This window comes from Acinetobacter genomosp. 33YU (assembly GCF_001990725.1).
Taxonomy (GTDB): Bacteria; Pseudomonadota; Gammaproteobacteria; order Pseudomonadales; family Moraxellaceae; genus Acinetobacter; species Acinetobacter seifertii.
In genome coordinates, this window is record NZ_LFZQ01000006.1 from 58,660 (window position 1) to 71,791 (window position 13,132).

A 13,132-nucleotide genomic window follows, 5' to 3' on the forward strand; every position below is an offset into this window, starting at 1 on the left:
TTCTCTACAAATATAAAAAAAGCTCAAATTAAAAAGCCCGTTTAACACGGGCTTTTTTGCTTACTTCATTTCGGCAAATGTTTCTTTTGCAGCCTGAATCGTATATTCGATATCTTCATCAGAATGAGCAGATGAAATAAAGCCTGCTTCAAATGCCGATGGCGCTAAGTTTACACCGCGCTTTAACATGCCATGGAAGAACTTTTTGAAAGCTTCAATGTCACATGCCAACATAGAGTCAAAGCTTGTAATATCTTCTTGATCGGTAAAGTAAAGACCAAACATTGCACCCGCTTGCTGAGTTTTAAATGGAATACCTGCTTCATCAGCCGCGGCTTGTAAACCCGCAAGTAACTTTTCAAGTTGAGCAGATAACTTGCTGTAAAAGTCAGGTTGACGTAAATGTTTAAACATCTCGATACCAGCACGCATAGCAAGTGGGTTACCAGATAACGTTCCTGCTTGGTATACACCACCTAAAGGTGCGATGCATTCCATGATTTCACGCTTACCGCCAAACGCACCTACAGGTAAACCCGCACCAATAATTTTACCCAAAGTCGTTAAGTCAGGTTTAACGTTATAAACTGACTGAGCACCACCTAAAGCAACGCGGAAACCTGTCATTACTTCATCAATAATAAATACAGATTTATATTCATCACACACATCACGAATGGCTTGTAAGAAACCGTCAATTGGTTTCACCATGTTCATGTTACCCGCAACAGGTTCGATAATAACGCCCGCAATTTCATGACCGAATTTGGCAAAACACTCTTTTAATGCAGCAATATCATTATAAGGCAGCGTTAAAGTATGTTTAGCAAAATCGACTGGAACACCTTTTGAAGTTGGCTCACCCTCACCTAAAGTAAGTAAACCCGAACCCGCTTTTACTAAAAGTGAGTCAGAGTGACCATGATAGCAACCTTCAAACTTTACGATTTTGTCACGGCCAGTATAACCACGCGCTAAACGAATAGCGGTCATGGTTGCCTCTGTACCAGAGTTGGTCATACGTACCAATTCAATGGATGGCATGATTTCACAGATAATATCTGCCAAAGTCGTTTCATGTACGGTTGGTGCACCAAAACTTAAACCATCTTCTGCTGCTGTTTGTACCGCTTTAATAATTTCTGGATGAGCATGGCCCAAAATCATTGGTCCCCAAGAACCAACATAGTCAACATAGCGCTTACCATCGACATCCCACAAATAAGCACCTTTAGCTTTCTCGATGAAAACTGGTGTTCCTCCAACGCCATTAAAGGCACGTACCGGAGAGTTCACACCACCAGGAATGTGTTTGCTGGCTTGTTTAAATAACTGTTCTTGCTTTGGAGATAAACTCATGGAAATGCTCGTCTTAAATATCTAAAAAATAATTTTGAAAGCTTAAGAAAATAATTGTGCCCACGCTTGTACACGGACAGGAATTTCAGCAGTTGATCGACCTAATATATCACTAATGACTGCGCAGAGGTCAGCTCCAGCCTCAATCACAGGTTTTGAGTTTTCAACAGTTAAACCACCAATTGCACAAATAGGTAAATCATATTGAGCCGCTGCTTGCTTAATGACTTCAATACCGACATTGCCGGCTTCTGGTTTTGTGGCAGTTGCATACACAGCACCAAAGGCAACATAAGTTGCGCCATCGACAATTGCTTTTTGTGCAAGGTCTAAAGAGTTGAGGCAAGTACGGCCAATAATGACACCTTCAGGAAGTTTCGATTTTGCATCTGTGATTTCACCATCACTTTGTCCTAAATGCACACCTAAACCAAACTGAGAAGCCAATTGTAAGTCATCATTAATCACAAAAGGAACTTGGTATTTTTCACATAACTTTTTGATCTGGTCAACTTCAGCAGGCTGGTCTGCTTTGTCTACTTTTTTACGGCGGTACTGTAAAATTGCGACCTGGCGAGTTGCGAGTGCGGCGTCTAATTTTTCTAATAATAATTGGATTGGGTCATCATTGGTAATGAGGTATAAACCGCGCATACTCTACTCTCGCTTTAAAAAACTACGCTAGTATAACGGATTTATAGGACATCATAAGTACCGATTGATATAGGCTTAACAGTACCAATCGGCATATTAAAATAGGAATAAAAAATTAACTCGGAATTTTATCGTGCTTACGGTCAATCAAACTTAATTGACCAGTCGCCACATCAGATAGCATTCGCCAATCAGAAATAAAGCTATAAAGAGGCTGTTTAAAACTGGCAGGCTTATTTTTTTCAAATACGAAATGTCCAACCCATGCACATGCATAGCCAGACACTAAACCATAAAGTGCGTATTTAGCTTGTTTCTTACGAATGGCTTTTGAAAAAAAGTATATCCCAATGCTGCTACCCACCACATGTAGGCGTCTGCTCATAATGTTACGGTGTTCAGTTAAATAAAAGCGATAAAATTCCTGATAGTTTTTAATCGGTAAGTCAAACTCTGGCTGAGCTTCATGGTTGAAGTTTACTGGTGCATTCACGATCATCTTCCTGATTTTTATTTGATCAAAACGTCACCTGATTGTACACCTAAATAAAAGCCTAGCGTCATATGTTTGATTGTAACTTTCTCTATCAAAAGCACTACTTTTAGCGCTAAGCTATTATACTTATTCAAGATAGTTTAAATACCTGATTCAGGGAGATCCATTATGGTTGAAGTTGAGCTTAAGTTTCAGTTACCTGAATCGAAGAAAAAAACTGTTCTGCAGTATTTAAAAAAACATAAAGCGCAGAATATTCATTTACAGGCCAAATATTACGATACACCAAATCGCCTACTCGCAAAAAATGGTATGGCCCTACGTTTACGTAAAGAAAATGATTTGTGGGTACAAACCTTTAAAGCTGCAGGTCAAAGCCATTTACACCGTGTCGAAGAAGAAGTTTTTTTAGGTAAATGCGAACAAGAACCCGAGTTAAACCTTGAGTTATACAAAGATAATAAAGCAGTTACCGATTTACTTACTCAAGCTTTAGGCACTGAGGTTGAAAAGCTAAGCTTGCAGTTTGAGACCGATGTACATCGTACTTATCATGTATTTGAAGCTGACAACACCGCTATTGAAGTCTGTCTTGATGACGGTGTGGTAAAAACGGCAACAACCCAAAGTAAAATTTGTGAAGTTGAGTTTGAGCTTAAACAAGGTGCTGTTAAAACACTGATTCAATTTGCACAGCAATGGATTAATCGTTATGAGTTATGGCTCGATGTTAGAAGTAAAGCCGAACGCGGTAATTTACTCGCATTAGGAAAAGCCGTTTCACCTGCTGTTCACGCAAAAAACTTGAGTTTAGATAAGAATATTTCAGCAGAACAAGCGCTCAAAAAAATTGTAGAAAACTGTTTAGGACAATTCTTACCGAATATGGCTGCAATTGCCGATAACGTCGCCGAAGCTGAGCATATCCATCAGGCACGTGTAAGCTTACGTCGTTTACGCAGTGCACTTCATCATTTTTCAGGATGGTCAGACGATTTAAACCCTGCTTGGGAAGAGCAAATTGCAGCACTTTTCCGCAAGCTTGGAAACACGCGTGACGTAGATGCTATTCGTACTGAAATTTTACCTATGATTGTGCAACATGGTTCACCTGAGCTTTTACTTCCAATCTCAGAGGAGCCATTAAAAGATCTTGCTACACTGTTCAAATCGGCAGAAACCGTCAAGCTTGTACTCGCATTACTGGCATTTGCTTATTCAGAAGAAGATAGCCAAAGTACCAAAGGAAAATTTAAAAAGGAGATAGAAAAAAGCTTAGATAAGTTACATTACCAAGTTGTGAGTCATGCTAAAGATTTCAATGAACTCGAAGTAACTGAACAGCACAAGATACGTAAAAAAGCTAAACAGCTACGTTACTGCATTGAATTTATATCAAGCTTATATCCATCTAAAAATGTTCAACAGTTTTTAAAGAAATTGCAACCCGTGCAAAATACCTTAGGACTATATAACGATTTGTTTATAGCTGAAGATCTCTTTAATAAAGCAATTGAACACGACCCGCACTTTTGGTTTGCTCTAGGATGGATTAAGGCCAAACAGCCTTATTTACAAAATCAGTCTGCCGAAGCTTTGCAAAAATTTAATAAAGTAAAAACTTTTTGGTAAATATCTTATAGTCGCGACATAGATGTCGCGACTTTTTATATTATCGGTATTTACCAAATACTTTCCACACGCCATTATCTGCTAACGGGTCATTATAGCTATCGCTACGCTGCTTTCTTGGTTTATCTCGGGCATCGACAAGTTCAAAGTGAGGCTCTACCCCTAGTACAATACCATTAGTATAAAAACGTGAACGTGTATATTCACTTTGACCATGCTGGAACACATAAGTTCTCAAGTCGATAAATTCACGGTGAGCAACGAGTGCTGCCGTCTCATCACTCTGCAACCATTCTTGCATGGTAAAAATCTGATCTGTTTCAAACTGACCGCATTTTTCAATAAGACTTGCCACACCACGAAAAGTTTTCGACTCTTTAGCACGTGTTTTATTAATACGAATCCGATCTACATGAAAAAAGAATAATGGTAAGTTCAGATGGCTTGGTAAATGAATTGCATCTGGTAATTCATCTTCCATAAAAGGTTGAAAAAGCTCTTGTGCCCTTTCGATTAAATCTTTCCATTGTTGGTAATAGGCTAAAACTTCTTCTTGCAAACCATAATAAATTGGTAGCCCTTCGACATGCTCTAAATATTGGGGTGGAAAAATATGCTGACGTAATAGAGCAATGTCTGTTTTTAAACTTTGAACGGCTATCGCATCTTGCATAATTAGAACTTCCAACACTTAGGCTATTTACAGACTAAGGCAAAGGTTTTGTTTCCGCAAGGCTTTGCCTATAATAAGCAGCTCTATTTTTGCGGGAATATGTCATGTCTCAAAAGATTAATGCAACAGATATTACTGAAGAAGAAGCGTTAAATGCTGTTTTCTTTGAGCGTGCGGATGAATTCATTAAACAAGCGAATGATTTTTGTCGCCCGCCTAAAGGCCAAAAGCCTGACCCTGCTGAGCTTCGCGGCCAAGTGAGTGCAGCCATGTTATTTGCAACAGCCCGTTTTAACACGTGGGTGGCTGCAAACAATTTTAAAGATGGCAATGAAATGCGCGATGCAAAAGAGCAAGTGATGTCTTATTTGCTTCAGCAATTTCAAATGATGCTCGAAGATAACTTTGATGAGTATTGTGAACAGTTCGAAAACTACTTACGTTTCCGTAAGAATGAAGATTTCCATGCTCACAAACATGACCATGACCATGACCATGACCATGACCATGACCATTAATAAGCTTTAAATACTCAAATAAAAAGCCACTTCATGTGGCTTTTTGTTTGATAAGTTAGTTATTGCTTTTGTGCTTGGCCATATTGGTCAGCCATCACTTCCACAAGGTTTGAAGGTTTAATATATTTTTTAATGACTGCGTTCACATCGGCAACGGTCAGCTTAGTTAAGTCTTGATCATGCTTAACGCGGTCAAGTAATGTTTTACCCGACTCAAGCTCAATATTTAACATACCGTGAATATTGCGCTCATCTTCTAGTGCAGTAACTCGTTTCTTCATGAGATCTGCTTTAGCTGCTGCAAGCTCTTGCTCAGTGATACCCTTCGTTAACAAGTCATTTAATACCTTATGAACTGAATCAGAGACTTGTGCTGAACGCCCAGCCGTATAGTTTGCACTAATACTTAACGCACCAACATTCGTGTCCTGATCAAGTTGTAGACCTGTTCCAAAACCATATACCAATGCATTTTTTTCACGAAGCTCTTGAGCCAAACGCGATGAGATTTGAGAATCACCTAAAATATAATTCATTAAAATTAATGCAGGTGCGTCAGGATGGTTTTTCCCAACTGGTAGTGTGATTATACTTTGATAACTACCAAACTCGCGTTGTTCAGATAAAGCATGTACCTTCTGAGCAGGAAAATCGACATGTTTAATTAAGATTTTTTCGTATGGTTGCTTACTGTTCCAGCTTCCAAACTCTTGATTCAATAGATTTTTCATTTTCTTTGCATCAAATGCACCAGTAATCGCAATTTGCGCATGGTTCATTGCAAAGAAATGCTGGTACAGCTCTTTAACTTGTTCTTGGGTCACATTCTTCAATTGTTTTTTAGCCAACTCAGGTTCGAAGTGATAACGCAAATCACCCGGTTGGTATTCTTCAATTAAACGCGATAATGTTAAACCTGCCACGACATCTGGTTCTGTGTAAGGACGATCAAGGCTCGATAAGCTTTGAGACTTAATTAAATCAAATTGAGATTGTTCAAATTTAGGATTTTTCATGACCTCTAAAACAAATTTGAAGAACTCATCAAATTTTTCAGTTTTAGATTGAATGTTAATAGTCATGCCATTGCCGTCAGCACTTGCATAAGCTGCACCGCCTGCATCGATTGATTTATCTGCAATATCTTGCAAACTATGTTTGTCAGAGCCACGCAGTAATAAATATGAAGTTAAATCAACAACTGTACCTTTATCAAATAAAGATTTTTCTGTACCAAAATCCATAGTAATAGTGGCATAGGTACGATCATCACGAGTTTCTACAGGGAACAAAGCATACTTCATTCCGTTTTTAAGTTTCCCGCGGCTAATCTTTTTCTCATTAGTTTCGGCATATTGCTTTGAGGTTTTTAAAAATTCACTAACTTCTTGTTGATAAACTTTCGGATCTTTTAAAGGCTCTGGTTTAACATCGGTTTGATCTAAAGTTTTAGGCTTATCTTTAGGGTCAAGTTGCAATGCTTTCTTTTGATCTTCAGGTGTCGGCAAAATATCGCCATCAATACGATGCCCAGCAACAAGGAACTGTTTCAAGGTTTGATTGACTTCATTGAGTTTCACTTTCTCAACTGCATCTAAATCTTTAAAATATTGGTCCCATTGCCCACCAGCTACACTGTAATCACTTAAACGAGAACCCAAAGCAACGGCATCTTTATTGACTAACTCACCTTGCGTTTTCATTAAGCTTTTTACGCGATTTAGCTCAGTCTCTGTAAAAGGCTTACCCTTTTCTATTCCCGAGAGTAAAGCACTTTCAACTTTATTAGGGTCATTTTTTGGTGAGTAAACCGCACCTAAAAATACGACATTAAAATCTTGATCTAACCATGTTGATGCCTGAACGTCTGTAGAAATACCCGTTTCAACCATGTTTTGGTATAAATGACCACTTGGTTGCATGGTATATAGCATTGGTGCTAAAGCGAGTGTTGGCTGAATTTTCGTGTTTTTTCCATTCATATAGATATGGAATTTGGCCAAATCACTGCCCTTTTTCACTACAAACTCACGATCCTTCATTTTTGTAGAATCTAAAACAGGTACCTGAACAGGCTTCGGCACAGCTCGCGCAGGAATAGGACTAAAATATTGGTCAATTGTTTTTAAAACATCAGTTTTATCAAACTTACCTGAAACAACCATAACCGCATTGTTAGGTGCGTACCAACTGCGGTAGAACTGGTTCAATTCAGGCATTTTAATAGACTTAAGCTCAGGTAAATCACCAATTGGTAATCGCCCTAAATACTTGTTTCCATAAGCCGATTTCCACATTTGATCCATTAAGACAGCAAAAGGCTGATCCATACGGACTTCACGTTCACGCTTTACGATTTCAATTTCAGAAGGTACAAATTTTTCTTGTAGAACTAATTTATCCATACGTTCAGATTCAAGGTACAACACTTGATCTAGCGCATTTTTTTCTGGACGAACGATATTGGTATATTTGGTTGAATAGTAATCCGTGCTCGCATTTGTCATTAATGTATATTGATCTAAACGGCGCTGAAATTCTTCACCCTTTACGTTTTGCGTGCCTTTAAATGCCAAATGCTCAAGTAAATGTGCTAAGCCACTTTTACCTTGTGGGTCATTTAAAGAACCTGTCAAATAGATAGTATTAATAAAGATTTTATTTTCTTTGTCATTCGGTGCAAGCACTACCCGAAAGCCATTATCTAATTTATATTCCTCAATACTTTGCTTACTTTTTACTAATGTCGTTTGTGCAAAAGACGCAGCACTTAAACCAAGAATACATAGGGAGAGAGTCAGTTGTTTAAACTGCATGAACATAGAAATACCAATTAATTTGAATAATAAAAAATCAATAGTTGTAAGAGTATAGTAGGTAATTTAAGCTGACATTAATAGTAAAGTTTTGAAAAGAAAGCCGTTTATTTAAACGGCTTTTTATTTTAAAGAAAAATTTCTGCTTGCATATAAAGTTTGCTATATCCTGCAATTTCAATACGTTCCTGATTCATTATATTGCAATATAAAACGCCTCCACGGCTAGAAGCTTGATAAGCCACAATATTATTTTTGCTCAGCTTTTCTGCCCATAACGGCGCTATTGCAGTATGAATTGAACCTGTAACAGGGTCTTCTTCAATGCCTGCAACAGGTGCAAAGTAACGAGACACACAGTCATAGTGCTCGTCTGCTTTTGTAGTGATTACGACATCCATATCTGTAGCCGTAATAGCTGTCCGTTTACCTAAGGCTTTAAGCTGCTCATCTAACACGTCTTGCACTGATTCATACTCAATAATATAAGCTTGAACATTTTGATAAACAGCCTTAAATGGTTTGCTTAAAGCTTGTCGTAAAATAGCTGGATAATCTTTCACTTGTTCAGCCTTACGAATTGGAAAATTCATTCTGATTTTGCCATCTTCATCTTGATGAACAATAAAAAGCCCTAAGTTTCGGACATGAAAATTAATGGTCTTTTTATCCGTAAAATCTTTAAAGAGTACAAAAGCACTCGCAAGAGTCGCATGACCACAAAAATCGACTTCAACCATTGGTGTAAACCAACGAATTTCATAGTTTTCAGAATCTATAATTTTTACAAAAGCAGTTTCAGATAAGTTATTTTCAAGCGCTATCTTTTGCATTAAATCTGCATCTAGCCACTCTTTTTCAACAATCACAGCAGCTGGATTTCCACGAAATAACTCTTTTGTAAAAGCATCGACTTGATACATTTTCATGATAGCGCTCTCTTTTGTAATAAGCTCATTTTCTAAAACTATTTAAAATAAAAACAGATACAGTTTTTTTTAAAATCCACATCACAATGGCAATTTAAGCATATAAAAAAACGGCTCATTCAGATATGAATGAGCCGTTTTATACTAACTATTAATGATGTTGAGTTAACTCAATTTCATCTTCACTATTTAATATGTCTTTATCTGTTTGGCCCATCAGTTGACTCGTCACTACACCCGCAGTCATTGACCCATTTACATTTAATGCAGTACGGCCCATATCAATTAACGGTTCGATTGAAATAAGCAGCGCAACCAAAGTTACAGGTAAACCCATTGCAGGAAGCACAATCAGTGCAGCAAAAGTCGCACCACCACCAACACCAGCCACACCAATCGAGCTTAAAGTCACAATACCCACTAAAGAAGCAATCCACATTGGGTCGAGTGTATTAATCCCCATAGTGGGAGCAACCATCACGGCCAACATTGCTGGGTATAAACCCGCACAACCATTTTGACCAATGGTTGCACCAAATGAAGCAGAAAAACTCGCAATAGATTCTGGAATACCCAAACGACGAGTTTGCGCTTCAATACTCAGTGGAATACTTGCTGCACTTGAACGGCTTGTAAACGCGAATGTTAAAACAGGCGCAACTTTCTTAAAGAACTTAAGCGGAGAAACACCGGTCAGGGTCAAAATAATGGCATGAACGCCAAACATAATCGCCAAACCTAAATATGACGCAACCAAAAAACCACCTAGGTTTAAAATGTCGGCCACATTTGAACTTGCCACAACCTTAGTCATAAGCGCAAAAACACCATACGGTGTAAGCGTCATGACTAAACGTACAAGCTTCATGACCCAAGACTGTAACGTCTGAATAGCAGTCAAAATACGCTGACCTTTTTCTGCATCATCTTTCATTAAATTAAGCGCAGCTATCCCTAAAAAGACAGCAAAAATAACTACACTAATAATTGAAGTCGGATTTGCACCCGTTAACTCAGCAAAAGGGTTACTTGGAATAAAGGAAAGAATAAATTGCGGTACGCTTAAGTCTGTTACTTTACTTACATAATCAGTATTAATTGCAGTTAAACGCGCAGTTTCAGCAGCACCTTGCACCAAACCTTTGGCAGTTAAGCCAAATAAATTCGTCACAAATACACCAACCAGCGCAGCAATTAACGTTGTGAATAATAAAGTTCCGATGGTATAGACGCTGATTTTTCCTAAAGAGGAAGCCTGATGCAACTTGGCTACTGCGCCTAAAATTGAAACAAAGACCAAAGGCATCACGACCATTTGTAAAAGTTTTACATAGCCGTTACCAACAATATTAAACCAGCTAATAGATTCAGCAAGAATCGGATGGCCACCGCCATAAATCAAATGTAGTCCTAAACCAAACACTACACCTAAAACTAAGCCAGCAAGAACTTTTTTAGATAAGCTCCAGTCCGTTTTACGTGTTTGGGCGAGTAAAAATATTAACCCGACAAAAACCACAATATTGATGATTAAGGGTATATTCATTCCCAAACTCCAAATTATTGCTTGTGTCATCTTTTAAGGGGGCATATTTGACCATAGCCGGCCTATATAAACTACCCTTTTCCACAATTTTCTAGCATGCAGATCATTACCGATCTGGATGAGAATATAAAATGACATTTAAATACATATATATCACTTTTAGGGCATAAGCTAAGTAGGACATTTATGTATTAAAATTAAGCACATTTCTGTATAAACTGTTGCTCAATAAAACCAATAAATTGCTTTAAATTATTCCCCCATGTCTCAGGAGGCTGAGCAACGACATAAGTGGTGAAGTGTGCAGATTCAGTATTAATTTCAAAACAGCTTAATGAGACTTTATCGGCCACTTTGGTTAAGTATGACTTTGGCAATAGCGCAAAGCCGACACCTAACTCTACACAACTGACAATACCGTCCAGGCTACCCATTTCCATGATTTGCGAAGGCGGCACACTATGGTCATTTAAAAACAGCTCAATTGCATGGCGATAGGAACACCCTTGTCGAAATGCAATAAATCTGGTCTTTGCAAGCGTGGCAATGTCAGGAAACTCGGTTTGCTGTTTTGGGCAAACCAAAACCAATTGTTCTTGCCATATCGGATAGCTATATAACTCAGGAATCACATATTTCGAGGCAACAAAAGCGCAATCAAGCTCACCTTGCTGCACAGCGTTAATCAAATATCCTGTTGGGTGAGTTTGAAGCTCAATCGGCAAATTGGGATATTGCTGCATACATTCATTCAGTAATTGAGGAAGTCGTATGGCCGCTGTGGTTTCCATACTGCCTAAACGAATGGTTTCGTTCGGATCAATATCACTGTCTTGAAAGATTTTTTTCGCTTTATTGTGCAGCGCGATCATTTGAACAGCATAGCTATGCAACTGCTGCCCTGCATTGGTTAATGTCACGGGATTATGGCGATTTAATAAAACCACTCCTAACTCTTCTTCAAGCTTTTTCACATGACTGGTGATATTCGATTGAACCGTATACATTTTTTGTGCAGCCAGTGAAAAACTTCCACTCTCTGCAACCGCTAAAAAAAACTCTAGAGACTTAAGCAACATATCACTATCTCAAAATAAGATAATTAGTATCATATTAAATCATTTTTAAAGATTGTAAAACTCGCTTTTAATAATAAAAAAATTGAGTGATTTCACATGACTACGCTTTATCGAATGAGTCTGCTTGTATTTTTAGCAACTTGCTTGGGTATTGGTGTTTTTAGATTTTCCTACACTGCTCTCATGCCAATCATGATTGTGCAATACGGATGGACACACGACTTCGCAAGCTTCTTAGGCAGTGCAAATTTGCTGGGCTATTTGCTAGGTGCCTTGTTGGCGTTGTTTAGTATTAAAGAAAAATCTATTCCCATACTCATTGTAAGTTCAGCAGTTGTGGGCAGCTTAAGTCTACTCTGCTGTGCCTTCATACACATGCCATTGGTTTGGTTTGTGTTCTGGCGCACCATTTCAGGAATTGCAGGCGGTCTACTCATGATTTTGGCACCGAGCTTTGCCATGAAAAATATTGCAATGAGTCAAAGGCTCAAAGTCAATTTCTTAGGGTTTAGCGGCATTGGTGTAGGCGTGTTATCTGCCACTATTATTATTCCCTTACTTAAAAATATGCCCATTCAATATGTCTGGAGCATTTTTGCAGCGCTCTCTATTTTTGGCAGTCTTGCACTTTTCCAATTACTCAACCATCAACCACAGCAGTCTGTTCAAACAACTAGCCAAATCCCTCAAAGCATCAAACATTCACGCTTGGGAGTGGTCATTATTATTGCCTATATGTGCAGTGCTTTTGCCTATATTCCGCACTCTTTGTTTTGGATGGATTACTTATCGGGAACCTTGCATTTTCCATTGCAACAGCGAAATTTGTTTTGGGTGCTGTATGGCATCGGAAGCTGTATAGGCGCTTTTGTGGCGTACTGTTTAAGCCGCTTCACCGGATATTTACAAGCAATTAAATGGCTTTATGGCATTTACTGCATAGCCGTTGCATTACCGTTCTTTTCACATGCCATCTCTTTACTTGCATTGTCTTCATTTCTTACAGGTTTGCTCACGCCTGCCACCGTATTCATTAGCTCTTATAGCCTTTTACAAATTTATGAGCAGCGTTATCAAAAACTCTGGAGCCTTGCCACGATTGGCTTTGCCAGTACCCAGCTTTTAGGTGGCGTGGTTATAAGTACCTTACATCATTTGCACTGGTCGTATGCCCACCTCTTTTTAATGAATGGCATTGTATTGCTGTTTGCCGCCAGTCTGTTAGTTCGCACCCGTTCTTCCATACCTATCACTCTCGGAGAAACCAAATCATGAAAACTCTGCTCTTTCCTTTATTTCTAGTTGCTTTCGTTCTTATTATTCAAGCCCTAGACCAGAGTTATCAAAAGAAAATCGGTGCACCCAAAACGGCAAAACACCCTGAGTTTATGCAATAAAAAAAGCCCCGATATATCAAGGGGCATTCACAT

12 protein-coding genes are annotated in these 13,132 nt (G+C 38.6%); 4 read left to right on the forward strand and 8 right to left on the reverse strand.

Annotation, left to right across the window (positions count from 1 at the left end; all coding sequences use genetic code 11):
* Positions 1-60: 60 nt before the first annotated feature.
* The 3 genes from hemL to AC056_RS06635 all read right to left on the reverse strand — a co-directional run bounded on the left by hemL (position 61) and on the right by AC056_RS06635 (position 2,512).
* Positions 61-1,359, reverse strand: coding sequence for a glutamate-1-semialdehyde 2,1-aminomutase (gene hemL, locus AC056_RS06625; protein WP_004700086.1), 1,299 nt, complete (start codon positions 1,357-1,359; stop codon positions 61-63).
* Positions 1,360-1,401: 42 nt separating this feature from the next.
* A complete protein-coding gene (gene thiE / locus AC056_RS06630) occupies positions 1,402-2,013 on the reverse strand; it encodes a thiamine phosphate synthase (RefSeq protein WP_077163104.1) in 612 nt (203 codons plus the stop codon).
* Positions 2,014-2,128: 115 nt separating this feature from the next.
* The gene (locus tag AC056_RS06635) at positions 2,129-2,512 is read right to left on the reverse strand and encodes a DUF962 domain-containing protein (protein ID WP_077163105.1); all 384 of its coding nucleotides are present in this window, start codon (positions 2,510-2,512) and stop codon (positions 2,129-2,131) included.
* Positions 2,513-2,677: 165 nt separating this feature from the next.
* On the opposite strand from AC056_RS06635, the gene AC056_RS06640 reads away from it, so the two are divergent.
* Entirely contained in the window at positions 2,678-4,141 is a 1,464-nt protein-coding gene (locus tag AC056_RS06640; protein ID WP_077163106.1) for a CYTH and CHAD domain-containing protein, read from the forward strand.
* A 40-nt stretch (positions 4,142-4,181) separates the two neighbouring features.
* Here AC056_RS06640 and AC056_RS06645 read toward each other — a convergent pair whose 3' ends face one another.
* Positions 4,182-4,814 carry a hypothetical protein gene (locus AC056_RS06645; RefSeq protein WP_077163107.1) on the reverse strand — a complete coding sequence of 211 codons (633 nt, stop codon included), beginning with the start codon at positions 4,812-4,814 and terminating at the stop codon, positions 4,182-4,184.
* 104 nt (positions 4,815-4,918) lie between these two features.
* Between AC056_RS06645 and AC056_RS06650 the strand changes: the two genes are divergently transcribed.
* A complete protein-coding gene (locus tag AC056_RS06650) occupies positions 4,919-5,332 on the forward strand; it encodes a DUF3144 domain-containing protein (RefSeq protein ID WP_077163108.1) in 414 nt (137 codons plus the stop codon).
* Between the two features lie 59 nt (positions 5,333-5,391).
* Here the strand turns inward: AC056_RS06650 and AC056_RS06655 are convergent, their stop codons facing one another.
* From AC056_RS06655 to AC056_RS06670, 4 genes are all read right to left on the reverse strand, one after another.
* Positions 5,392-8,154 (reverse strand): M16 family metallopeptidase, encoded by a 2,763-nt coding sequence (locus tag AC056_RS06655; RefSeq protein ID WP_077163109.1) that lies wholly within the window; start codon positions 8,152-8,154, stop codon positions 5,392-5,394.
* Positions 8,155-8,276: 122 nt separating this feature from the next.
* Positions 8,277-9,077, reverse strand: coding sequence for a PhzF family phenazine biosynthesis protein (locus AC056_RS06660; RefSeq protein ID WP_077163110.1), 801 nt, complete (start codon positions 9,075-9,077; stop codon positions 8,277-8,279).
* Positions 9,078-9,228: 151 nt separating this feature from the next.
* The gene (locus tag AC056_RS06665; protein ID WP_004700069.1) at positions 9,229-10,623 is read right to left on the reverse strand and encodes an L-cystine transporter; all 1,395 of its coding nucleotides are present in this window, start codon (positions 10,621-10,623) and stop codon (positions 9,229-9,231) included.
* A 197-nt stretch (positions 10,624-10,820) separates the two neighbouring features.
* Positions 10,821-11,702, reverse strand: coding sequence for a LysR family transcriptional regulator (locus tag AC056_RS06670; protein WP_077163112.1), 882 nt, complete (start codon positions 11,700-11,702; stop codon positions 10,821-10,823).
* A gap of 96 nt (positions 11,703-11,798) precedes the next feature.
* Between AC056_RS06670 and AC056_RS06675 the strand changes: the two genes are divergently transcribed.
* Both AC056_RS06675 and AC056_RS06680 read left to right on the forward strand, forming a co-directional pair.
* Complete coding sequence (locus AC056_RS06675; protein WP_139344627.1) at positions 11,799-12,977, forward strand: YbfB/YjiJ family MFS transporter; 1,179 nt, start codon at positions 11,799-11,801, stop codon at positions 12,975-12,977.
* A complete protein-coding gene (locus tag AC056_RS06680; RefSeq protein ID WP_077163113.1) occupies positions 12,974-13,099 on the forward strand; it encodes a hypothetical protein in 126 nt (41 codons plus the stop codon). Before AC056_RS06675 ends, AC056_RS06680 begins: the two co-directional genes overlap by 4 nt.
* Positions 13,100-13,132 lie beyond the last annotated feature (33 nt).

Coding starts and splice junctions, on each gene's coding strand:
- thiE (WP_077163104.1), bottom strand. CDS start 2,013: ATGCGCGGTTTATACCTCATTACCAATGATGACCCAATCCAATTATTA.
- AC056_RS06650 (WP_077163108.1), top strand. CDS start 4,919: ATGTCTCAAAAGATTAATGCAACAGATATTACTGAAGAAGAAGCGTTA.
- AC056_RS06675 (WP_139344627.1), top strand. CDS start 11,799: ATGACTACGCTTTATCGAATGAGTCTGCTTGTATTTTTAGCAACTTGC.
- AC056_RS06640 (WP_077163106.1), top strand. CDS start 2,678: ATGGTTGAAGTTGAGCTTAAGTTTCAGTTACCTGAATCGAAGAAAAAA.
- AC056_RS06660 (WP_077163110.1), bottom strand. CDS start 9,077: ATGAAAATGTATCAAGTCGATGCTTTTACAAAAGAGTTATTTCGTGGA.
- AC056_RS06680 (WP_077163113.1), top strand. CDS start 12,974: ATGAAAACTCTGCTCTTTCCTTTATTTCTAGTTGCTTTCGTTCTTATT.
- AC056_RS06665 (WP_004700069.1), bottom strand. CDS start 10,623: ATGAATATACCCTTAATCATCAATATTGTGGTTTTTGTCGGGTTAATA.
- AC056_RS06635 (WP_077163105.1), bottom strand. CDS start 2,512: ATGATCGTGAATGCACCAGTAAACTTCAACCATGAAGCTCAGCCAGAG.
- hemL (WP_004700086.1), bottom strand. CDS start 1,359: ATGAGTTTATCTCCAAAGCAAGAACAGTTATTTAAACAAGCCAGCAAA.
- AC056_RS06645 (WP_077163107.1), bottom strand. CDS start 4,814: ATGCAAGATGCGATAGCCGTTCAAAGTTTAAAAACAGACATTGCTCTA.
- AC056_RS06655 (WP_077163109.1), bottom strand. CDS start 8,154: ATGTTCATGCAGTTTAAACAACTGACTCTCTCCCTATGTATTCTTGGT.
- AC056_RS06670 (WP_077163112.1), bottom strand. CDS start 11,702: ATGTTGCTTAAGTCTCTAGAGTTTTTTTTAGCGGTTGCAGAGAGTGGA.